The sequence below is a fragment of the Bradyrhizobium sp. CCBAU 51753 genome (genome assembly GCF_015291565.1).
Lineage (GTDB): Bacteria > Pseudomonadota > Alphaproteobacteria > Rhizobiales > Xanthobacteraceae > Bradyrhizobium > Bradyrhizobium ivorense.
Genome location: NZ_CP030037.1, coordinates 3,431,099 through 3,451,096 on the forward strand (window position 1 = coordinate 3,431,099; position 19,998 = coordinate 3,451,096).

At 65.9% G+C, this 19,998-nt stretch carries 19 protein-coding genes; 7 read left to right on the plus strand and 12 right to left on the minus strand.

Annotated elements, in window-relative coordinates; translation table 11 throughout:
* Positions 1-33: 33 nt before the first annotated feature.
* The 7 genes from XH93_RS15195 to XH93_RS15225 form a co-directional block, all read right to left on the minus strand.
* Positions 34-504 (minus strand): GFA family protein, encoded by a 471-nt coding sequence (locus XH93_RS15195; protein WP_139481915.1) that lies wholly within the window; start codon positions 502-504, stop codon positions 34-36.
* Positions 501-2,375 (minus strand): methylmalonyl-CoA mutase family protein, encoded by a 1,875-nt coding sequence (locus XH93_RS15200; protein WP_194474146.1) that lies wholly within the window; start codon positions 2,373-2,375, stop codon positions 501-503. Before XH93_RS15200 ends, XH93_RS15195 begins: the two co-directional genes overlap by 4 nt.
* A gap of 128 nt (positions 2,376-2,503) precedes the next feature.
* The gene (gene folK, locus XH93_RS15205) at positions 2,504-2,995 is read right to left on the minus strand and encodes a 2-amino-4-hydroxy-6-hydroxymethyldihydropteridine diphosphokinase (protein ID WP_194474147.1); all 492 of its coding nucleotides are present in this window, start codon (positions 2,993-2,995) and stop codon (positions 2,504-2,506) included.
* A gap of 19 nt (positions 2,996-3,014) precedes the next feature.
* Entirely contained in the window at positions 3,015-3,401 is a 387-nt protein-coding gene (folB, locus tag XH93_RS15210) for a dihydroneopterin aldolase (protein WP_139481912.1), read from the minus strand.
* Positions 3,398-4,255, minus strand: a complete 858-nt coding sequence (gene folP, locus XH93_RS15215) for a dihydropteroate synthase (protein ID WP_194474148.1) — start codon at positions 4,253-4,255, stop codon at positions 3,398-3,400. Before folP ends, folB begins: the two co-directional genes overlap by 4 nt.
* Positions 4,256-4,357: 102 nt before the next feature.
* Positions 4,358-4,765, minus strand: coding sequence for a DUF4332 domain-containing protein (locus XH93_RS15220; protein WP_139481910.1), 408 nt, complete (start codon positions 4,763-4,765; stop codon positions 4,358-4,360).
* Between the two features lie 59 nt (positions 4,766-4,824).
* On the minus strand, positions 4,825-5,190 hold the full coding sequence (locus XH93_RS15225; protein ID WP_194475151.1) for a DUF2267 domain-containing protein: 366 nt from the start codon (positions 5,188-5,190) through the stop codon (positions 4,825-4,827).
* 406 nt (positions 5,191-5,596) lie between these two features.
* On the opposite strand from XH93_RS15225, the gene XH93_RS15230 reads away from it, so the two are divergent.
* The 3 genes from XH93_RS15230 (at position 5,597) to XH93_RS15240 (ending at position 9,482) form a co-directional block, all read left to right on the plus strand.
* Complete coding sequence (locus tag XH93_RS15230; RefSeq protein ID WP_194474149.1) at positions 5,597-7,210, plus strand: helicase HerA-like domain-containing protein; 1,614 nt, start codon at positions 5,597-5,599, stop codon at positions 7,208-7,210.
* Positions 7,211-7,300: 90 nt separating this feature from the next.
* Entirely contained in the window at positions 7,301-8,701 is a 1,401-nt protein-coding gene (locus XH93_RS15235) for a M20/M25/M40 family metallo-hydrolase (protein ID WP_194474150.1), read from the plus strand.
* Positions 8,702-8,945: 244 nt separating this feature from the next.
* The gene (locus XH93_RS15240; RefSeq protein ID WP_194474151.1) at positions 8,946-9,482 is read left to right on the plus strand and encodes a transposase; all 537 of its coding nucleotides are present in this window, start codon (positions 8,946-8,948) and stop codon (positions 9,480-9,482) included.
* Between the two features lie 149 nt (positions 9,483-9,631).
* On the opposite strand, the gene XH93_RS15245 is transcribed toward XH93_RS15240, so the two are convergent.
* Together XH93_RS15245 and XH93_RS15250 are read right to left on the minus strand one after the other, a co-directional pair.
* Positions 9,632-10,411 (minus strand): class II aldolase/adducin family protein, encoded by a 780-nt coding sequence (locus XH93_RS15245; protein ID WP_139857526.1) that lies wholly within the window; start codon positions 10,409-10,411, stop codon positions 9,632-9,634.
* 173 nt (positions 10,412-10,584) lie between these two features.
* Complete coding sequence (locus tag XH93_RS15250; RefSeq protein ID WP_139857527.1) at positions 10,585-12,234, minus strand: glycosyltransferase family 39 protein; 1,650 nt, start codon at positions 12,232-12,234, stop codon at positions 10,585-10,587.
* Between the two features lie 337 nt (positions 12,235-12,571).
* On the opposite strand from XH93_RS15250, the gene XH93_RS15255 reads away from it, so the two are divergent.
* Both XH93_RS15255 and XH93_RS15260 read left to right on the plus strand, forming a co-directional pair.
* Complete coding sequence (locus tag XH93_RS15255; protein WP_194474152.1) at positions 12,572-13,453, plus strand: DUF308 domain-containing protein; 882 nt, start codon at positions 12,572-12,574, stop codon at positions 13,451-13,453.
* A gap of 185 nt (positions 13,454-13,638) precedes the next feature.
* Positions 13,639-14,052, plus strand: a complete 414-nt coding sequence (locus XH93_RS15260; protein ID WP_139481904.1) for a MucR family transcriptional regulator — start codon at positions 13,639-13,641, stop codon at positions 14,050-14,052.
* A 33-nt stretch (positions 14,053-14,085) separates the two neighbouring features.
* Here the strand turns inward: XH93_RS15260 and XH93_RS15265 are convergent, their stop codons facing one another.
* Together XH93_RS15265 and XH93_RS15270 are read right to left on the minus strand one after the other, a co-directional pair.
* Positions 14,086-14,520 carry a SufE family protein gene (locus tag XH93_RS15265; protein ID WP_194474153.1) on the minus strand — a complete coding sequence of 145 codons (435 nt, stop codon included), beginning with the start codon at positions 14,518-14,520 and terminating at the stop codon, positions 14,086-14,088.
* A 92-nt stretch (positions 14,521-14,612) separates the two neighbouring features.
* Positions 14,613-14,996: a DUF5330 domain-containing protein gene (locus XH93_RS15270; RefSeq protein WP_194474154.1), complete on the minus strand. Its 384-nt coding sequence runs from the start codon at positions 14,994-14,996 to the stop codon at positions 14,613-14,615.
* 431 nt (positions 14,997-15,427) lie between these two features.
* Between XH93_RS15270 and XH93_RS15275 the strand changes: the two genes are divergently transcribed.
* Together XH93_RS15275 and XH93_RS15280 are read left to right on the plus strand one after the other, a co-directional pair.
* Positions 15,428-17,242, plus strand: coding sequence for a PAS domain-containing sensor histidine kinase (locus XH93_RS15275; protein ID WP_194475152.1), 1,815 nt, complete (start codon positions 15,428-15,430; stop codon positions 17,240-17,242).
* Positions 17,235-17,990 (plus strand): peptidoglycan-binding domain-containing protein, encoded by a 756-nt coding sequence (locus tag XH93_RS15280; protein WP_194474155.1) that lies wholly within the window; start codon positions 17,235-17,237, stop codon positions 17,988-17,990. Before XH93_RS15275 ends, XH93_RS15280 begins: the two co-directional genes overlap by 8 nt.
* 154 nt (positions 17,991-18,144) lie before the next feature.
* Here XH93_RS15280 and XH93_RS15285 read toward each other — a convergent pair whose 3' ends face one another.
* On the minus strand, positions 18,145-19,800 hold the full coding sequence (locus tag XH93_RS15285) for an ankyrin repeat domain-containing protein (protein ID WP_194474156.1): 1,656 nt from the start codon (positions 19,798-19,800) through the stop codon (positions 18,145-18,147).
* Positions 19,801-19,998 lie beyond the last annotated feature (198 nt).

Consider the following 19,998-nt stretch of genomic DNA (forward strand, 5'->3'; position numbering starts at 1 on the left):
CATCGTATCATTGGCGGTCGGCTTGCGGCGCTCTCAATCATGGTCCGGATGCTGGTGGCTGGCGATAGTCGCCATCTTCTCCGGTCCGTAATTCTGCATCGTGGTCTGGCTCGGCAGATTGGCGATGCCGACCACCCAGCCGAGGCGGGATTCGGTTCCGTATTGCCGTGTCGGCACCACCCGGTCGGGCCGGTCGAAGGTGCCGGTCATGATCTCGATGCGGGGACCGTCGATCCGGCGAAAGCTGAGCGGGGTGCCGCAGGCGGCGCAGAAATCACGCTCGGCGATCGAGGAGGATCTGAATGCCGCCGGCTTGCCCCTCGTCCAGGTGAAGTCGGTTCGCTCGATGTCGGCAAAGGAGGCGAACGGCGCGCCTGAGGCCTTCTGGCACATCCGGCAGTGGCAGATGCTGATCCGGGTCGGTGGCGCCGACACGGCAAAGCGGACCGCGCCGCACTGGCAGCCGCCGGTCAAAACGGGTTTCGCTGGGGTCTCAGCCGTCATGCTCGCTCCATCCGACGATAGGCGTCGCGCAATGTCGCCAGGGCATCGCCGCCGGCGAAGACGAACTCACCGATGCCGGCGGCCCGCAGCGCCACTTCCTGGTCGCCGGGCCGCCCTGCCAGATAGATATGCCTTGCGCCGGCTGCTTGAAGGGCCCTGGCGGCGTCAGCGGCGCTGCCGGCATAGACCTTGTCCGAGGAACAGATGCACGCCACCGCGGCGCCGGAGGCCTTGAAGGCGCTCGCCAGCGCCGCCGGATCGGCAAAACCCTCGCTGTCGATCGCCTCGATGCCGCCAGTCTCGAAGAAGCTCTTTGCGAAGGTGGCGCGGGCGGTGAAATCCGCCGGCGTGCCGAGATTGGCCAAGAAGATCCGCGGCCGCGCGCCATGCGCCTTCAGCGCTGCGTCCGACCGGTCGCGCAGCGCCTCGAACGGCTCGGCAAGGCGCATCGGCGCCAGTGCGTCGAACTTGATCTTCGGCTCGGGCAGGGGACTGAGCGCAGCCGGCTTCACATCCAGCACCGCGATCTCGGCTTCGTGCAGGTTCGGGAACTCGCTGGCGCCGGTCAGCACGTCGCGGCGCTTGGCCACGTTGGTCTCGCGCAGGGCGCGGGTCGCGACGACCTTGCTTTGGAGCAGCCCTTGCTCGAGCGCAGCGAAGATGCCGCCGGCCTTCTCAATCTCCTGGAACAGGGCCCAGGCCGCCTCGCTCAGCTGCGACGTCAGCGTCTCGATGCCGCCGGAGCCCGCCGCCGGATCGGAGACTTTTGCGAGGTTGGATTCCTCGAGCAGCACCAGCTGCGTGTTGCGCGCCACGCGCCGTGCAAAATCGTCCGGCAGGCCGAGCGCCAGCGTGTGCGGCAGCACGGTGATCGCGTTGGCGCCGCTGAGGCCGGCGGCAAACGTCGCCATGGTGGCGCGAAGGAGGTTCACGTTGGCGTCGCGCTGGGTCAGCATGCGCCATGCGGTCTGCGCGTTGACGAAGATCGGCTTCGGCACGAGCCCGCAGGCCTGCTCGACCCGCGCCCACAACAGCCGCAGCGCGCGGAATTTTGCCATCGTCAAAAACTGGTCGGCGTCGGCGGAAAGCCGGAACGAGATTGCTGCACGCGCTGCATCGAGGTCGATGCCACCAGCCTCCAGCATGCGCAGATAGGCGAGCGCGACCGCGAGCGTGAAGGCGAGCTCCTGCACCTCCGAGCCGCCGGCATCATGCACCGGCCGGCCGTCGGCGAGCGCGAACGGCCCCTTGAAGCCGCGCTTGATCAGTCCGCTGACCACCTGGCCGAACGGCTTTTGGTACTCGGCCCAGGCCGCCGCAGCAGCGCCACGCACCGCAACCGTGCTCAGCGCCTGATAGTTGAAGTGCAGGTCGACCTTCGCCGGATCGATTTTGCGGGCTTCGACCAGGTCGGCAAAGGTCTCGCCGGCGTTCTCGCGTCCGAGCACCGGGTTGAGCGCGATCATGATGCCGGCATCGAGATGGATGCCGTCGCAAACCCTGGCCAGCGTCGCCTTGCTGGCGTCGGCAAGACCAAAACCGCGGGCGCCGGGGCCGCCGGCGAACTCGAATTCGAGGCCGGTGGCGCCGTTCTCGAGATCGTGCAGCGCCTGCGCGTTGGCCGCGGCGGCGTCGGGATGGTCGACCCGCTGCAGGATCTGCCAGGGCGCGGCGGCGGCGCGGCCGGCAATCGGGCCGGTGTTGGTGGCGCGGCGGTAGATCGGATCGATCCTCACGCCGTCATAGGTCTTGCCGACCAGCTTCTCGAACGGGGCGCCCTTCAGCACGCCGTCGACCAGCTTGCGCCAGTCGTCATAGGTCGCCGGCGGAAAATCCGCAGCAAGTGGCAAATCGTCGGTCGTGGTCGTCATCCGCCCAAATTATCCTTCGCCGGCCCGATGCGGGCCCCTTGATTTGGCCGGAAATTGCCACGGGCGGGCGGCCAAGCCAAACGGTTGTTTTGCGGTCCCGCTCTGAGGCCACTTGGCCTCACTTGGCCTCAATCGAGGTCCGGCAGGCGGAAAATACCGTCGGTCGAAACCCCGGCCAGGGCATCGGCGACGCGGCGGCCGGCAATGACGCGGTCGGGAACGATCTCGGCCAGCGGCACCAGCACGAAGGCGCGCTCGAACAAACGCGGGTGCGGCAGGGTCAGTTCCGGCTTGTTCAGCGTGACGTCGTCATAGGCGATCAGGTCGAGGTCGAGGGTGCGCGGGCCCCAGCGCTGCTCGTTGGCCCGGTCGCGGCCGAACCGGGTCTCGATCTTGTGCAGCGTGAACAGCAGCGCATGCGGGTCGAGGCTGGTCTCGATCTCGACGCAGGCATTGATGAAGCTGCCTTGCGCCTCCTCGCCCCAGGGCGGCGTCGAATAGTCCGAGGAGCGCGCCAGCAATGCCGCCTGCGTCATGCCGCAGATATTGGCGATCGCCTTGCGGAAGGTCGCGCGGACGTCGCCGACATTGCCACCGAGTGCGATCAGGACGCTCGCCATGAGTGTTCAATCTGGGCGCTCAGCTTTGCGCCGGCGGAAGCTGATGCCGCGAGCGCGTCAGCACCACGCCGACATCCTCGAAGATCGCGGCGATCGGCGCGTGCGGCTTGTGCACGGTGACCTTGACCGCCCTGACGCGCGGGAATGCGGCGAGGATGTCGTCGGCCACCGCGCCGGCGGCGCGCTCCAGCAGCCTGTAATTGGTGTTCTTGAACGCCGAGGTGGCGGTCGCCACCACGTTGGAATAGGACACCGTGTCGGACAGGCGGTCGGTGCGCGAGGACTCCGAGAGATCGGTGTAGAGCTCGAGGTCGATGACGAAGCGCTGCCCGACCTCGGTCTCATGCTCCATCACGCCATGGCGGGCATGGATGACGATCCCGGTGATGAAGATCGTGTCGGTCATTGCTGTTCCCTGATTGCCGCGGCCACCCGCAGCGCTTGCACGGTTTCCGCCACATCATGCGCGCGGATGATGCGCGCGCCGTTCTGAGCGGCGATCAGATGCGCGGCGAGCGAGCCGCCGATGCGCTGCTGCGGCTCCGACGGCACGATGGTGCTGATGAAGCGCTTGCGCGAGGCGCCGACCAGCACCGGCAGGCCGAACGCGCTGAGCTCGGACAGCCGCGCCAGCGCCATCATGCTCTGCTCCGGCGTCTTGCCGAAGCCGATACCGGGATCGAGCACGATCTGGTCGGTCGATACGCCGGCGCGCGCCGCGATCTCCAGCGAGCGGGCAAAGAACGCCGCGATATCCTGCATGATGTCGATCGCCGGATCGGCACGGTCGCGGTTGTGCATGATGATCACGGGCACGCCGCGCGCGGCGACCAGGGCGGCCATGCCGGCATCGCGCTGCAGGCCCCAGACGTCATTGGCGATCACGGCGCCCTGGCCGAGCGCCCAGGCCACCACCTCCGACTTCATGCTGTCGATCGAGACCGGCACGCCGAGTGCAATGACGCCGGCCAGCACCGGTTCGAGCCGCCGCAGCTCGTCGTCCGCCGTGACCGGCTGCGAGCCGTAGGGGCGGGTCGATTCCGCGCCGATATCGATGATGTCTGCGCCGTCGGCGACCAGTCTGCGGGCCTGCGCCAGCGCCTGCTCGGGGGCGATGAATTGCCCGCCATCGGAGAATGAATCCGGCGTCACGTTGAGGACGCCCATCACCGCCGGATAGGGCTTTGACAGCAATGCCGGCAGCAGCGCGCGTCCGGCCGAGCCGGCTGCCGCTGACGCAATAAGCGAGGTTGCCATCATGCGGTGGCTTTGCGCTGGCGGCGCCGCCGAGTCAAGGTGTGGGCAGCGGCGGCCGGGGTGGGCCGCGACCTGTACCTTAACAGGTGACCTTAATGGGTGATCTTAATAAGTGATTTTGGGCTGCAGCTTGCGGGCCTGTTCGATCAAGAGCTCGACCGACTTCTCCGACGGCATCACGCGGACCAGCTTTCGCTTGACGTTGGCGTCCTTCATGCTCTGCGCCAGCCGCGACGGATTGCGGTGCGCGAGCTCGCGCACGGTGGTGACGCCGGCGGCGCGCATCAGCCCAACCTTCGCCTTGCCCATGCCGGGAATCCGCATGTAGTCGGAGATGTTGGCCCATTCGAGCAATTGCTGTTCGCTGATCCCGGTCTTGGCTGCGAGCCCCTTGCGTCCCTTGACGGTGCGGGCGGCTTCAAGCAGCGCTTCGGTCGTGCGGATTCCCTGTGACTTCAGTTTGTTGGCGCAATAGGCGGACAGGCCTTCGATCTCGGAGAGGGGGTATGTCATGATACTCGTATGCAGGTAGAAAGGCGCGTCTGCGCAACAGGGCGTCGTTGGGGGATGCTTCAGGCAAACTGGCTGAGGCCCGGCGTCCCCGAGATGATCTCGCCCATTTGATCCGCTCCGATTTTGTCGCGGCCGAACCTGAAAAGTTCACGCGCCACGCTCTGAATCTCGCTCATGCTCAAACCAAGCCCCATCAGCCGGGTGCCGACGGCCATCAGCCCGCCGCCCATCAATCGCGATAGACCACCGCTGTTGTTGGAGGCGGCAATGGCCGCTTCTGCGCCGGGGATTTGGTCGATCAGAGCCTGGACCTTGTCTGAAGGCCCCTCGTTCCGGAGGAAGCCCAGAACGATACCGATGGTTTTTTCAGCGACAGCACCATCGATGCCGGCCTTGTCGGCCAGCCGTCCAACCAATTCGTCCATATTGCCCCGCCTCAACCGGTTCTTACCGGATATTTCTTGAAGATTTATCTTGAGCGCCTGTGCCGCGAAATACAAGCGATCCGGGCACGCACTGCGTCTTTCTTTTTCGATCGCGCTGAAGGTGTTGCATCGATGCAAGAGTAAATCCGGGATTCACGCCATCTTGTCGCAATGCGCAATGGCTTTGTTTTGTTGGCAAAGTTCACTTGGATAAGGCTCGTCAGAATTCTTTTGGCGAAGATCAATTGGCAAAGAATTAAAGTATGAGGAACTTATAGGGCCGCGATATACGTCGGCATCGGGCGATGGTTTCATTCGTCCTGCAAGATACATTATGATGGCACCGGTTCGATATCGAACCGGGTTCGAACTCGAACCGATCTAATCTGCGCGAAGAGGCGAAGCGATGGCGACCTCCGGCAATAAACTGGCCGATACCGATGAAAAGATTTTTATCGGCAAGGGCGAGGAGACAGCGTGGCTGACGCTTGCGCTGGCCAACCGGCACGGCCTTGTGACCGGCGCGACCGGAACCGGCAAGACGGTCTCGCTCCAGGTCATGGCGGAAGGATTTGCGCGCGCCGGCGTTCCGGTGTTCGCGGCCGACATCAAGGGCGACCTCTCCGGAATCTCCGAGGTCGGCGAGGCCAAGGATTTTATCGTCAAGCGCGCCAAGGAGATGGGGCTCGATTTCCAGCCGGATCAGTTCTCGACCGTGTTCTGGGACGTGTTCGGCGAGCAGGGCCATCCGGTGCGCGCCACCGTCACCGAGATGGGCCCGCTGTTGCTGTCGCGGATGCTCGATCTGAATGACGTGCAGGAAGGCGTGCTCAACGTCGCCTTCCGCGTCGCCGACGAAAACGGCCTGACGCTGATCGACATGAAGGATCTGCGCGCGCTGCTGGATGCGATCGCGCCCAACGGCGGCAAGAAGGCCGCCGACGACGAGGAGGATCCGCTGGCGCCGATCCGCAAGGCGGCGCAAAGCTATGGCAACGTGTCGAAGGCGACGGTCGGCACCATTCAGCGCCAGCTGCTGGTGCTCGAGAACCAGGGCGGCACCAAATTCTTCGGCGAGCCGGCGCTGACGCTGAAGGATTTCATGAAGACCGACCGCGACGGCCGCGGCATGGTTAACATCCTCGTCGCCGACAAGCTGATGCAGAGCCCGCGGCTTTACGCCACGTTCCTGCTCTGGATGCTGTCGGAATTGTTCGAGGAATTGCCGGAGGCCGGCGACCTGCCGAAGCCGAAGCTGGTGTTCTTCTTCGACGAAGCGCATCTGTTGTTCAACGATGCGCCGAAGGCGCTGATGGACAAGATCGAGCAGGTGGTGCGGCTGATCCGCTCCAAGGGCGTCGGCGTCTACTTCGTCACCCAGAATCCGATCGACGTGCCGGACAAGGTGCTGGCGCAGCTCGGCAACCGCGTGCAGCACGCGCTGCGCGCCTTCACCCCGCGCGACCAGAAGGCGGTGGCCGCGGCGGCGCAGACCTTCCGGCCCAATCCGAAGCTCGACACCGCGCGCGTGATCATGGAGCTCGCCAAGGGCGAGGCGCTGGTGTCGTTCCTGGAGGGCGGCGGCACGCCGTCGATGGTCGAGCGCGTCATGGTGCGGCCGCCATCGGCGCGGATCGGACCGATCACGCCGGAAGAGCGCAAGGCGATCATGGATGCGAGCCCGGTGAAGGGCAAATACGACACCGCGGTCGACGCCGAGTCGGCCTACGAGATCATCCAGAAGCGGATCGCCGGCACGGCGGCGCCGGCGGACGGCGAGGGAGGCGGCGGCCTGCTCGGCCAGATCGGCTCGATCGCCGCCACGATCTTCGGCACCAACGTCAAGCGCGGCCGGCTGTCGACGGGGCAGGTGATTGCGCGCAACGTCACCCGTTCGGTCACCGATAAGGTGATCGGCGGCGTGGTCGCCGATCTCGGTAAGTCGGTCGGCGGTTCGATCGGCGGCTCGATCGGCCGTTCGCTGGTGCGCGGCGCGCTGGGCGGGTTGCTGCGCAGATAGTCATACACGTTGGGCGGGAGCGCCGCTTTGCTCTCCCGCGGCCGGCGCGCTACAACCCGGCGCAACCGTCCAACCAACAGGATATCCGCGATGTCCAACGCCAAGCTGCAGCCGGTCCTCGACCGCATCGACGCCGATTTCGACAACAGCCTCGAGCGGCTGTTCACGCTGCTCCGGATCAAATCGATCTCGGCCGATCCGGCCTTTGCCGATGACTGCAAGGCGGCCGCCGATCATCTCGCGAAGGATATCGCCTCGCTCGGCTTCAAGACCGAGGTGCGCCCGACCGCCGGCCATCCGGCCGTGGTCGGCAAGCTGAACGGCTCGACCGACGGGCGGCCGCACGTGCTGTTCTACGGCCATTACGACGTGCAGCCGGTCGATCCTCTGAACCTCTGGCATCGCCCGCCGTTCGAGCCGGTGGTGACCGACCACGCCGACGGCCGCAAGATCATCGTCGCGCGCGGCGCCGAGGACGACAAGGGCCAGCTGATGACCTTCGTCGAAGCCTGCCGGGCCTGGAAGACGGTGACGGGATCGCTGCCGATCGACATCACCATCGTCATCGAGGGCGAGGAGGAAATCGGCTCGAAGAACTTCGTGCCGTTCCTGGAGGCGATCAAGGACGAGCTGAAGGCCGACTTCGCGCTGGTGTGCGACACCGGCATGTGGGATCCCAACACGCCGGCGATCACCACCGCGCTGCGCGGCCTGGTCTATGACGAGGTCAAGATCAAGGCCGCCAATCGCGACCTGCATTCCGGCGTGTTCGGCGGCGGCGCGCAGAATCCGATCCGCGTGCTGACGCGCATCCTCGGCGGCCTGCATGACGAGAACGGCCACATCGCCATCCCCGGCTTCTACGACGGCGTGAAGGATCTGCCGCCGGACATTCTGGCGCAGTGGAAGAACCTCAACATGACGGCGGACAGTTTTCTGAAGCCGATCGGCCTGTCGCTGCCGGCCGGCGAGACGGATCGGCTCTTGATCGAGCAGGTGTCGTCGCGTCCGACCTGCGACATTAACGGCATCGTCGGCGGCTACACCGGCGAGGGCTCGAAGACGGTGATTCCGGCCGAGGCGTCAGCCAAGGTCTCGTTCCGCCTGGTCGAAGGGCAGGACCCGGAAAAGATCCGCGAGGCGTTCCGCGCCTATGTGAAGGCCCGCGTGCCGGCGGACTGCAAGGCCGAGTTCACCGAGCATTCCGGCGCGCCGGCGATCGCGCTCGACTGGAACATGAAGCCCTTAGCGGCGGCGAAGCGCGCGCTGACCGATGAGTGGGGCAAGGAAGCGCTGCTGGTCGGCTCCGGCGCCTCGATCCCGATCGTCGCCGACTTCAAGCGCACCCTCGGCCTCGACAGCGTCTTGATCGGCTTCGGCCTCGACGACGACAACATCCACTCGCCGAACGAGAAGTACGACCTCAAGAGTTTTCACAAGGGCATCCGCTCCTGGGCGCGGATCCTCGCCGCATTCGCCGAGGCCGCCTAGCGCACGAACGCAGCACTCGTAGGATGGGTAGAGCGCAGCGAAACCCATCACTCCGACCGGACCGCCAGCGCGCAGCCTGGACAGGTCGATCCGCGGACACGCCGCCCCGGATTACGCTGCGCTCCATCCGGGCTACGAAGCGAACCGGAAAGTAAAAACGCCGCCCGGGATTGGGCGGCGTTTGATTTTGCTGTAGGATGGGTAGAGCGAAGCGAAACCCATCGCCTCGCCACCATCGTCTGTCATGACCACGTATCGTCGCAATTTCGTTGCCGGGGCGAGCTTCTTCTTCACGGTCAACCTGGAAGATCGGCGGTTGCGACTGCTCACCGAACACATCGATCAACTGCGCGCGGCGTTCCGTGAGACGCGCGAACGGCATCCTTTCACGATCGAGGCGATTGTCATCCTGCCAGATCACCTCCACACGGTGTGGACCTTGCCGGAAGACGATGCCGACTTTTCGACCCGTTGGCGGCAAATAAAGTCGGCGTTCTCGCGAAGTCTCCCAGCTTGCGAGCTCATTTCCGGCAGCCGGCTTGCCAAACGCGAACGCGGCATCTGGCAGCGGCGGTATTGGGAGCACACGATCCGGGACGAGAATGATTTTGCTCGTCACATCGATTACGTCCACATCAATCCCCTCAAACACGGTCTTGTGGAGCGAGTGAAAGATTGGCCGCATTCGTCGTTCCATCGCATGGTCCGGCTTGGAGTTTACCCCGAAGACTGGGCTGGCGACGGCACGAGACTGGATGGGGGATTCGGCGAGCGGTCTTGATGCGGTGGGTAAAGGCGATGGGTTTCGCTTCGCTCTACCCATCCTACGAAAGCTACCGTACGTAAAAACGCCGCCCGGGATTGGGCGGCGTTTTGATTCCGATAGTGCAGAGGGTGTTGGCGCGAATCTTACCCGAAGATTGTGAAAATTCAATCTCGGTAGCCGGGGTTCACCCGGTCGAGCTTGCGCAGCAGCGGCGGCCAGACCAGCTGGGTCGAGCGCAGCTCGGCACGGTCGGGGTTGGACAGCAGCTCGGTGTTCTTGTCGATCGCGAGCTGGTCGACCGGATAGGCGGCGCCGCCGAGCGCGCGGGTCGCCACCTGCATCGAGCAGGCCCGCTCCAGATGATACATGCGCTCGAACGCGGAGGCGACCGAGCGGCCGACCGTCAGCGTGCCGTGGTTGCGCAACAGCATGTGGTTCTTGCTGCCGAGGTCGCGCTGCAGGCGCGGGCGTTCGTCGTGATCGAGCGCGATGCCTTCATAGTCGTGATAGGCGAGGTCGTGGGTGACGAGCTGCGCGGTCTGGTTCAGCGGCAGCAGACCCTTGGGGTCGGACGATACCGCGGTGCCGTCGATCGTGTGCAGATGGAGCACGCAGCCGGCATCCTCGCGCACCTCGTGGATCGCCGAATGGATGGTGAAGCCGGCCGGGTTGATGCTGTAGTCGCTCTTGGACAGCTGGTTGCCGTCGAGGTCGACCTTGACCAGGCTCGACGCCGTGATCTCGTCGAACATCAGCCCGTAGGGATTGATCAGGAAGTGATGGTCCGGTCCCGGCACGCGCGCCGAGATGTGGGTGTCGACCAGATCGTCCCAGCCATAGAGCGCGACCAGGCGATAGCAGGCGGCGAGATTGATCCGCTGCTCCCATTCCGCGGCGCTGATATCCGCGGGGACTTCCTTCAGGCGTGCTTCCGCTGGGGACATGGCCGTTTGCTCCGTTGGTGTGATTTGTCGGAGCCTAGCGCTGCCGCGTTAGCGCAGCAAGGCGGCGTACCGGCGTGACAGTCATGCCGGCATGTGAAGGCTGGCCCACGATCCGGAAAGATCATGCTCCGGCACGGAGAAAGTGGGCAGCGAATCGACTGGCTTGCCGTAGCTTACGGCGCCGGGATCGCCAGCAGGCTCGAGATGCTGCGGCCCCGGATGTCGTAGACGCGAGCGAACACGACGTCGTCGCGCTTGATCTCGACCATCACGGGCGCGGCCAGGCCCTTGCAGTAGAACTCGCCGAGCGTCATCGCGAAGTCGGCGGCATTGCTGTCCCAGCCGATGGTGAAGTCGGGCCCGAGCGCGACCTGCGCCGGACGCTGCGGTCCGCACACCGCGACCTTCCACTTGCGGTTCTGCGGCGGCACTTCCTGCCGTTCGGCGAGCTGCTCGCGCAAGCCGTCGGAGGCCTGCTTCAGCGCCAGGCCCCAATAGTCCAGCATGAAGTAGTTGTCGGCGGTGCGCACCGTGCCGGCGATATGGTTGAAGTGCGTGTATTGATACGGGTGCAGGCGGATCATTTCGCTGAGCGGCAGCAGCAGGCCGAAGGCGAACACCGCGACGGCGGCAGGCTGCCAGGCGCGGCGCTGTTCGCCGAGCCAGTCCATGCCGCGCGCGAAGGCGACGCCGGCGAGCACCGTCATCGGCGGGATCACGAAGATGAAATGACGGATGCCGTTATAGAGCGCCGGCCGCTTCACCATCGCGATCACCAGCGGCAGCATCGCCGCCAGCGTCAGCATCAGCATGATGGTCTTGCGCTTCGCCGGCACGTCGTCGCGCGACAGCGACGTCAGGGTGATGACGACGGCCGCGATCAGCAGGAACAGCAGCACCTCGGGCAGCTGCAGCGCGAACAGCGTCGGCAGATAGGACCATGGCATGTCCGGCACCGACACCAGCGCGCCGTCGAACATCTCCTTCCACGGCTTCTCGAAGAAATGCGAGAAATAGGTCACCGCCTCGAGCGGATGGCCGGGCTCCATGATCGACCACGGCCAGATCAGGCCCATCACGAGATAGCCGAACACAAGGCCGGGCAGCAGCACGTAGACCACATGGGCAAAGCGGTGCGTCGCTTCGCGGGCGCCCTGCTTGCGGAATTCCTCGATTCCGAGCGGCAGGAAACCGACCACCGCATAGACCAGCGCCAGTCCGCCGAGCACCCGGCAGCCGATCGACAGGCCGGCGCCGAGGCCGACGATCAGGATGGTGCGCGGCGAGGGCGCCGGATATTCCTCCACCAGGCGGACCAGGCCGAGGATCAGGATCACCATTGCCACGGCAAACGGCGCGTCCTTCGGGTTCATGAACATGTGGCCGTAGAAGGTCGGGCACAGCGCCAGCAGCAGCAGCGCGGCCAGTCCGGCCACCGGACCGCCGACGCGCCGCGCCAGCCGCCAGGTGACCGCAAGGCCGATGACGCCGACGATCGCGCCGACCAGCCGGCGCGTCTCGAACAGTTCCAGCGAGATCACCTTGTGCAGCAGCGCCGCGGCCATATCGAAGCCGCCGCCGTACATATAGAGATTGGCGAACGACAGCGCGCCGGTGTCCTTGAAACCGGAACCGTACATGCGCAGCAACAGATCGGCATACTCAGCGTGGGTGTAATCGTCCCAGCCCAGGCCGTAATCGCGAAATGTGAGACCGGCGATCAAGGCGACCGCGCCGAGGACAATAAGGGCGAGATCGTCGCAGGTCTTCTCCACCGAGCGACGCGCAGGCGTGTCGATGGCAGACGTCGTAATCGATGACATGGCTAATGGTACCGGCGTCCCTTGGCCCGTTTTGGCGCTTTAGGGCCTCATTCCCCGGCATCCATATAGCGCAGTTCCGTTTCCAAGTAATTGGCAATTGTGGCGTAATTTCCCAGATGCATTGCAATATATTGGCAGTATTTCGTAGGTCAGTAGATTTACGGGAGCGACTTGTCCGGCAGGCCTGATGCGATGCCGACGAGGCCGAAATACCGGCAAAATCTGCTTTTCAGGAACTCTGTCCACAATTGCCGGTTGGCGGTGTGGGCAATATGACGGTATCGTGGCCGTCGGTGGCTGCGCCGATTTTCCGGCGGCTCTCCCGGGGGTTAGTTCGATGATGGTTGCTTTGTTGGTCGTCGGCGCGGGCCTCGTCCTGGCAGGTTTGGCGGCGATCGGCCTCGGGATCCAATACAAGGAATTCAGCGTCGGCGGCCTGTTGATCCAGTCCGGCGTCACCGGCGTCTGCACCGGCGCGATCGTGCTGGCGCTCGCGGTGGCGATCCGGGAGCTGCAGGCCATCGCCCGGCGGCTCGGCCCGCTTGCCACCGGCGCCAGCCCCGAGTTCCCGGCGCCTGCAACTTCCCCGCGCAGCTCGGCTGCCGGCGAGATCGCCTTCCCGCCGCTGCAGCCTCCGCCGCTGGCCCCGGCGCCGCCCCCCGCGCCGGCGGCCGCTCCACCGCCCTGGCACGAGGAGATCGCCGCGCGTGGCGGCAATACCGAGGAGAGCCCGGCGGCGGAGCCGAGCGCCGCCGCAGCTGACGCCTCGGCGCCGCCCAAGCGGCGCAACCTGCTGTTTTCCTCGACCTCACGGAAGGAACGCGAACGCGCCCAGGGCCGCGCTGCGGAGCCGCTGACGCCGGACCTGCTGTCGCCGGAGCTGCGTCCCAACCCGGCCGCAGAGCCCGCGCCGGCGACGTTTGACGATGCCTGGCCGAGGGCGGAGCGGCCGAGATCGGTCGACGTTGCCCCGCGGCGCAGCGCCCGCTCGCCTTCGACCTTCGGCGAGGCCCAGACCCCGCCCTCAGCTCCGCCGTCGCCCAGCCACCCGCCGGCGCCCCCGGAACAGCCCGCGGTGACCGTGCTCAAGTCGGGCGTCGTCGACGGCATGGCCTATTCGCTCTATTCGGACGGATCGATCGAAGCGCAGATGCCCGAGGGCATGATGCGGTTTGCCTCGATCGACGAGCTCAGGTCGCATCTGGAGCAGCGGCCTTAAGTTCTGCCAATACTTGCCAACGGCCGCCGTTCGATGCAGAAATACGGCCGTTCTTGTCGCGATTCCTGTAATCCGCTCATATCAGCGAAGTAGTACGCGATTCTGTTAATGTATTTTTATGCCCGGATACTGTCCGGGCCGGCGTGTTGGGCCGCGCCGTTCGATTGCATAGGGAAGGTAGAGCCATGTCCGAGACGTCAAGCAAAACTCCGGTCGAGCTGACCGCAAACATCGTGTCGGCCTATCTCAGCAACAATCCGACGCCGGCCTCCGATATTCCGAGCCTGATCGGCCAGGTCCATGCCGCCCTGCTGCGCGTCTCGACCGGACGCACCGAAACGCCGCTCGAGCCGGCCAAGCCTGCGGTGTCGATGAAGAAGTCGATCACGCCCGAATATCTGGTGTGCCTCGAGGACGGCAAGCGCTTCAAATCGCTCAAGCGCCATCTGCGCACGCAGTACAACATGACCCCCGAGCAATACCGCGAGAAATGGGGGCTGCCGGCCGACTATCCGATGGTGGCGCCGAACTACGCGGTGGCGCGGTCGCAGCTCGCCAAGAAGATGGGGCTGGGCCAGCAGGCGCGGAAGAAGAAGTAGGCCACTTCGCGAAAAGGCGTCAGGCCATTTGCCTCACGCCGCGGACGCCAGCGCCTCGCGCGCATCGTTGCGGATGCGCTCGACCATCGAGCGCAGGCCGTTGGAGCGCTGCGGCGTCAGATGGTCGCGGAAGCCGAACTCCTCGAACAGCGCGAGCGCGTCGGTGCCGAGGATCTCCTTCGGCGTATGGCCGGAAAACAGCGTCAGCACGATCGCGACCAGGCCGCGCACGATGTGAGCGTCGCTGTCGCCGAGATAGATCAGCCGCGGCTCGCCCTTGCCGTCGCGGTCGATCCGCTTCGACAGCCAGACCTGGCTGACGCAGCCCTGCACCTTGTTCTCGGCCGAGTGCTCCGCCTCGGACAACGGCTCGAGCGTGCGGCCGAGCTCGATGACATAGCGGTAGCGGTCGTCCCACTCGTCGAGCAGCGCAAAGTTGTCCCTGATTTCGTCGATCGTCGTCGTCATCCGTGGCCCGTCCCGTTCTTACCGGCTTATATAGGGAAGGCGGGCCACGAAAGCGACGGAAATGGAACCGGTTCCGCGGCTAAATTTGCGAGTTAGGGCGTCGGCGGAGCGCGGAATTCGATCGCCTGATCGTCCGAAGTCAGCGTGTCGCGGGTCGCGGCAAGGGCTACGTCGGCATCCTCGGTGCCGATCGAGCCGGTGTGGTCGGGCGGCTTCTTGTCGGTGATGATCTGATAGATCTTGCGCGCGCCGTCGGTCGCACGCTGGCCGATCGCGGTCGCGGCCTGGCCGCCGACCTCGCAGGCCGCGGGCTGGCGTTTGCAGAACTGGCCCATGTCGTTGATGGTCGCGGTCGCCGCCGACACCGCGTCGGACGCGCTGACCTGCGGCACCTTCTCCGATTCTGGTGTCTTGTCCCTGGGCAGCAGCACGAGCACTAGCCCGAGCCAGAATGCCAAACGCAGCAGGAAAAACATGGCGCGATCCCGGTCGTCTGTCTTCTCTTTTGCGGTCGATGCCGCGGTTGGCTTTACGCCTAGCATCGCTCGCTAAATCGGAAGTATTTGCATTGAAGTAAATCCGCCGAAGAATCGCGAAAAATCCGCCTGATTTGATTCGGCGTAAATTTTCGATTGATGGCGGCAAGCGGGGCGGATGTGCAGTTTGCGCCGCGTCCACCAATTCGAAACCATAGATCCTCGCATCCGGAAACCCCTCGTTCACCATCCCCGACAAATGCGCGGTGAATAGCCGGCCGGAGGGCTGCCAATGCACGGTGTTTGGCGGCAGGCCGCCCCGCCTTAGCGTTCGCTTAAGTTCGCTCTGACACGTTGGCCTGCAATCACGAAGGAGGCGTTCCGGCGCGTCTGTCTGACGATCGAGCCGAAGCGCGAGTGCTGTGAGTATTGTGAGTCTGATCCGCGATTGCCTGGATGCGCTGCTGCATCCGTCGGCGCAATATGATGCGCTGACGCGCGCACGCCATCGTGCCTTCATGGCGCCGCGGCTGCTCGGCAGCCTGGCGGCGCTCGCATCCTTCCCGGTGTTTCTTGCGATGCGCGGTGCGCCCACCGCGACCGAGGTCGCGGCGTTCGCCTGGCTGACCGCGCCGATCCTGCTGTCATGGTTCCTGTCGCGCACCGGCCGCTATGAAGGCGCGCATGTGCTGTCGTCGCTCGCGCTCGCGGGCCTCGTGATGACCATTGCCGCGACCACCGGCGGCATCACCTCGTTCGCCGCGGTGTGGCTGATCGTGATTCCGCTCGAGGCGGCGCTGTCGGCGTCGCGGCGCGTGGTGGCGTTTGCCTTCGCGCTGGCGATGATCTGCGCGGCGCTGCTCAGCGTGCTCGGACACTATCACGTGCTGCCGCCCGCCGATCCGGCGGTGGCGGCGAGCAGCATGCTGGTCGGCTTCGGCGTCGTGTCCGCGATCTTCTATGCGGCCGGGCTCGCCTTCGGCGCCGAGTCGCTGGCGCGCACCAGCGTGGCGCTGCTTTATGTCGAGGAAGACCGCTACCGCCTGCTGGCGCACAACATGAGCGACGTGCTGTCGCGGCACAGCCGCAACGGCGCGGTGCGCTTCATCTCGCCGGCGGCCGAGATCATGCTCGGCGTGCCGGCATCAAGGCTGCTCGGCCACGGCCTGTTCGACCGCGTTCACGTCGCCGATCGCCCGGCCTATCTCACCGCGCTGTCGGACGCCGCGCGCGGCGGCGAGTCGCGCAGCGTCGAGTTTCGGCTGCGCCGCGACGCGGCGTGGAGCCAGGGCGGCGGCACCGACTTCATCTGGGTCGAGATGCGTTGCCGTCCGCTCGATCAGGCCGCTGCCGACGCCGACGCCGAAGTCGTCGCCGTGATCCGCGACATCACCGAGCGCAAGACGCAGGAGCAGGCGCTGGAGCAGGCGCGCAACGCCGCCGAGCAGGCCGATGCGTCGAAGACGCGCTTCCTCGCCACCATGAGCCACGAGCTGCGCACGCCGCTCAACGCCATCATCGGCTTCTCCGAGATGATCGCGCAGGAAGACGTGCTCGGGCTCGATGCCGCGCGCCGCAAGGAATACGCGCAGCTGATCAACGATTCCGGCCAGCATCTGCTGTCGGTGGTCAACGGCATCCTCGACATGTCGAAGATGGAGTCCGGAAATTTCGAGATTTCGCCGGAGCCGTTCGCGCCACGGCCGGCGCTGCTCAATTGCTGCAACCTGGTGGCCTTGAAGGCGCGCGAGAGCGGCGTCGACCTCGTCACCCGCGTGGCGGACGATCTGCCGAACCTGAACGGCGACCCGCGCGCGTTCAAGCAGATCGTGCTCAATCTCGTCTCCAACGCCATCAAGTTCACCGAACGCGGCGGCAAGGTCACTGTGTCGGCCATGGTCGAGGGATCGCGGCTGGTGCTGCGCGTCTCCGATACCGGTGTCGGGATCGCCGCCGACGACCTCAAGCGGATCGGCGACCCGTTCTTCCAGGCCGGCAAGACCTATCAGCGCCGCCACGAAGGCACCGGCCTTGGCCTGTCGATCGTCAAGGGGCTGGTCGGCCTGCACAACGGCGAACTGAATGTGGAAAGCAAGGTGGGCGAGGGGACCACGGTCTCGGTCGCGCTGCCGTTGGCGTTCACGCCGCAGGCCGCGAGCGAGCCGTCCAGCAACGTCTCGACGCTGAAGCCCGCGCTGCGGTCCGGACTACAAGAGCAAGCTCAGCAGGTGAAGAAGAGTGCCTAGACAGACTTTGGATGACGATGAAGCGCCGCGCCGTCGCCGCGGCGCCAAGGCGGTGGCGATCGAGGCCGAGCAGGAGCGCGGCCTGCTGCTGCGCGTGCTGCTGTACAGTCCAAAGGACATGGTCGCAGGCGTGCTCGCCGCGGCCGCCATTGTCGCGATCCTGACCAACGCGCTGTTCCTGCAGGCCGGCCGTCACCCGTCGCCGATGTTCGGCGGTTCGGTTGTGACGTTGCCTCCGCCGGCGCCGGCCGCGGCCGTCGCCAGTCCGTTGCCGCGCCCGCGTCCGGCCGAAGCTGCCGCGCGTCCGGCCGAGCCGGCTGCCGTGGAGCTGCCGAAGCCGGTCGAGACCAGGGCCGTGGAAACCAAGCCGGTCGAAGCCAGACAGGACGCCAAGCCGGTCGAACCCAGGCCGGCCGAGAGCAAGCCTTCCGACCCGATGGCCAATCTGGTGACGAAGTCGACCGCCCCGGCAGCGGCTGCCGCGCCGTCCAGCGTCATCCGTCCGCCGGCGCCGATCCCGACCGCGCCGACCGCGCACCAGAACGCGGCCGGAAAGCGGATCGCCGCGGTCCAGCGCGCGCTGACGCAATATGGCTACGGCCAGCTCAAGCCGACCGGCACCATCGGCGCGGACACCCAGACCGCGATCGCGAAGTTCGAGCGCGCCCGCAAGCTGCCGGTGACCGGTCAGATGTCCGATCGCCTGGTGCACGAACTCACCGCGATGATCGGTCATTCGATCGAGTAGCTCAGCTCCTCACGCGACGGCGGCAGTTACCGCTGAGCTCTATCCACGTCATTGCGAGCGAAGCGAAGCAATCCATCTCACCGGTCACGCGGAGCGATGGATTGCTCCGTCGCTGTCGCTCCTCGCAATGACGGCTCAATGCATTCACTGCCCCTTACGCGGCGTCGCCGAGCAGGACGTCTCTGACCTCGTCGGAGAACAGCTTCCTGCGCCCGGCAACCAAAACCCATTCCGGATCGTTGGGATCCGGTGTGGCGCGCGGCATGCCGTGGTCGAGCAGGGCCTGCGCGCAGCCGGCCCAATCGCCGCCTTCGACCGGTTCGTTGCAGGAGGCCCAGGACAGCGAGCCGGATGCGTTGTCGCCAAAGCCGTGCTGCTCGGTCCATTGCGCACCGTGCTCGAGCAGGAAGCGCGTCAGTCCGGCATTGCCGCGGAACACGGCGTGATTGAGCGCAGAGCCATCCCAATCGCCGCCGCGCACCGCGATCGGCCAGCCCAAGCTGACCATCAGCCGCACGCCGTCATCGGCACCGGCCGCGGCGAGCTCGGGAAGCAAACGCAACTGCGGCGCTGACAGCGCGCCGGGAAGATCGGGCCGTTCGGCCTGGATGCGGCGCGCCTCACGCTCATCACCGCGGGCGCAGGCGGCGACGAACCGCTCGTCGTCGGGGAGTGTCTCTGCGCCGCTGCGTTCGCGCAGCAGATCGGCGACATCGGTCAGTCCGAATTGCAGCGCGAAGCGGTAGGCGCCGAGGCCGTCGGGCGTCCTGGCATGCGGATCGGCCCCGGCATCGAGCAGCGTCGCGATGCAACGGCGCGAGCGCCGCCGCCGGATCGCCCACATCAGCGGCGAGCCGCAATCGGTCAATGGCGCGGTGCCGGCGGGCTCGTTCGGGTCGCCGCCGTGCTTGAGCAGCAATTCGAGCGCCGCGACGTTTTCGCCGTCGAGCACCTTGTACATCGCATTGGTGCCCGCGATCCGCGCGCCGTGCGCGAGCAGGGCGCCTGTCGTCACGAAGCCTTCGAGGGAGTGATACAGCGACTCATTGTCGTTGGGGTTGGCGCCGGCCTCGAGCAGCAGATTGGTCAGCTCGAGATCGTGGTTGCGCCCGGCGGCGCCATACAGCGCCGACAGCGGATTTTGATCGTCGGGCTGCTCGAGCGAACCCGGCGGCCAGCGGCTGCTGATGTGCTGATCGGGATCGGCGCCGGCCTGCAGCAGCAGGCGCGCGCAGCGATGCAGGCGCGCGCGAAATTCCGGGATCTGCAGCAGGCTGGAATGCGTCACGGCGACCAGCGGCGGCAATTTTAGCGGACCGCCCGGCCGGTTCACCCAACTCGGATCGTTCGCCGCAGCCTGCCGCACCTTGTCTTCATCACCGATGGCGCAGGCAAGATACGGATCGTCAGCGGCGAGATCGAGATCCTCGGCGAGCATCCGCGCCGCAACGCGTGGATTGGCGCGATCGGCGGTGCCGTCGACGTCGCCGGCGTAGACCAGCTGCAGCCAGCGTCGCACCCGATCGTCCTTGCTTTTGCCGAGCGGCAACTGCGCCTCGACATAGCGCTTGAGGTCGGGCCATGAGGCAAAGCCGAGATCGCGCGCCACGCAGGACTGCGCATCGTGGAGCCGCAGATCGAGCGCTGCGATGGCGGCGTCGCTGCGCCCGGTCGCCGCCGGAAGCGCGCTGCGAAAACGCGCATAAGCCTCCGGCGCCTGTCGCCGGTATTGGCGAATGAGCTCCTTGGCCTGCTTCTTCAGATGTTCGAGATTCAATCGCGCGGGCGATCGGTCGGACGATCGATTCATGGAAACCTCCGTGCATCAATCGCCGATGGTCCACAAAACCGGCTTGCACAAAGGCTTAGTTTGCCGCTTGGAGGCTGCAAGTGGGTTCAACCCTTCCCGTGGACCCGGGTGCGGCTTGCACCGCGAGGGGAAGGATATGAGCGGCTGGTCGGACGGTCAAGGCGCTGGGATCTGATGATTGGACGAGGCCGCGTCGCT

What these genes read in the sequence shown, in the direction of transcription:
- XH93_RS15235 (WP_194474150.1), top strand. Translation starts at nt 7,301, where the DNA reads ATGTCCAACGCCAAGCTGCAGCCGGTCCTCGACCGCATCGACGCCGAT.
- XH93_RS15240 (WP_194474151.1), top strand. Translation starts at nt 8,946, where the DNA reads ATGACCACGTATCGTCGCAATTTCGTTGCCGGGGCGAGCTTCTTCTTC.
- XH93_RS15255 (WP_194474152.1), top strand. Translation starts at nt 12,572, where the DNA reads ATGATGGTTGCTTTGTTGGTCGTCGGCGCGGGCCTCGTCCTGGCAGGT.
- XH93_RS15230 (WP_194474149.1), top strand. Translation starts at nt 5,597, where the DNA reads ATGGCGACCTCCGGCAATAAACTGGCCGATACCGATGAAAAGATTTTT.
- XH93_RS15195 (WP_139481915.1), bottom strand. Translation starts at nt 504, where the DNA reads ATGACGGCTGAGACCCCAGCGAAACCCGTTTTGACCGGCGGCTGCCAG.
- XH93_RS15285 (WP_194474156.1), bottom strand. Translation starts at nt 19,800, where the DNA reads ATGAATCGATCGTCCGACCGATCGCCCGCGCGATTGAATCTCGAACAT.
- folP (WP_194474148.1), bottom strand. Translation starts at nt 4,255, where the DNA reads ATGATGGCAACCTCGCTTATTGCGTCAGCGGCAGCCGGCTCGGCCGGA.
- folB (WP_139481912.1), bottom strand. Translation starts at nt 3,401, where the DNA reads ATGACCGACACGATCTTCATCACCGGGATCGTCATCCATGCCCGCCAT.
- XH93_RS15265 (WP_194474153.1), bottom strand. Translation starts at nt 14,520, where the DNA reads ATGACGACGACGATCGACGAAATCAGGGACAACTTTGCGCTGCTCGAC.
- XH93_RS15200 (WP_194474146.1), bottom strand. Translation starts at nt 2,375, where the DNA reads ATGACGACCACGACCGACGATTTGCCACTTGCTGCGGATTTTCCGCCG.
- XH93_RS15260 (WP_139481904.1), top strand. Translation starts at nt 13,639, where the DNA reads ATGTCCGAGACGTCAAGCAAAACTCCGGTCGAGCTGACCGCAAACATC.
- XH93_RS15220 (WP_139481910.1), bottom strand. Translation starts at nt 4,765, where the DNA reads ATGACATACCCCCTCTCCGAGATCGAAGGCCTGTCCGCCTATTGCGCC.
- folK (WP_194474147.1), bottom strand. Translation starts at nt 2,995, where the DNA reads ATGGCGAGCGTCCTGATCGCACTCGGTGGCAATGTCGGCGACGTCCGC.
- XH93_RS15225 (WP_194475151.1), bottom strand. Translation starts at nt 5,190, where the DNA reads ATGGACGAATTGGTTGGACGGCTGGCCGACAAGGCCGGCATCGATGGT.
- XH93_RS15250 (WP_139857527.1), bottom strand. Translation starts at nt 12,234, where the DNA reads ATGTCATCGATTACGACGTCTGCCATCGACACGCCTGCGCGTCGCTCG.
- XH93_RS15245 (WP_139857526.1), bottom strand. Translation starts at nt 10,411, where the DNA reads ATGTCCCCAGCGGAAGCACGCCTGAAGGAAGTCCCCGCGGATATCAGC.
- XH93_RS15270 (WP_194474154.1), bottom strand. Translation starts at nt 14,996, where the DNA reads ATGTTTTTCCTGCTGCGTTTGGCATTCTGGCTCGGGCTAGTGCTCGTG.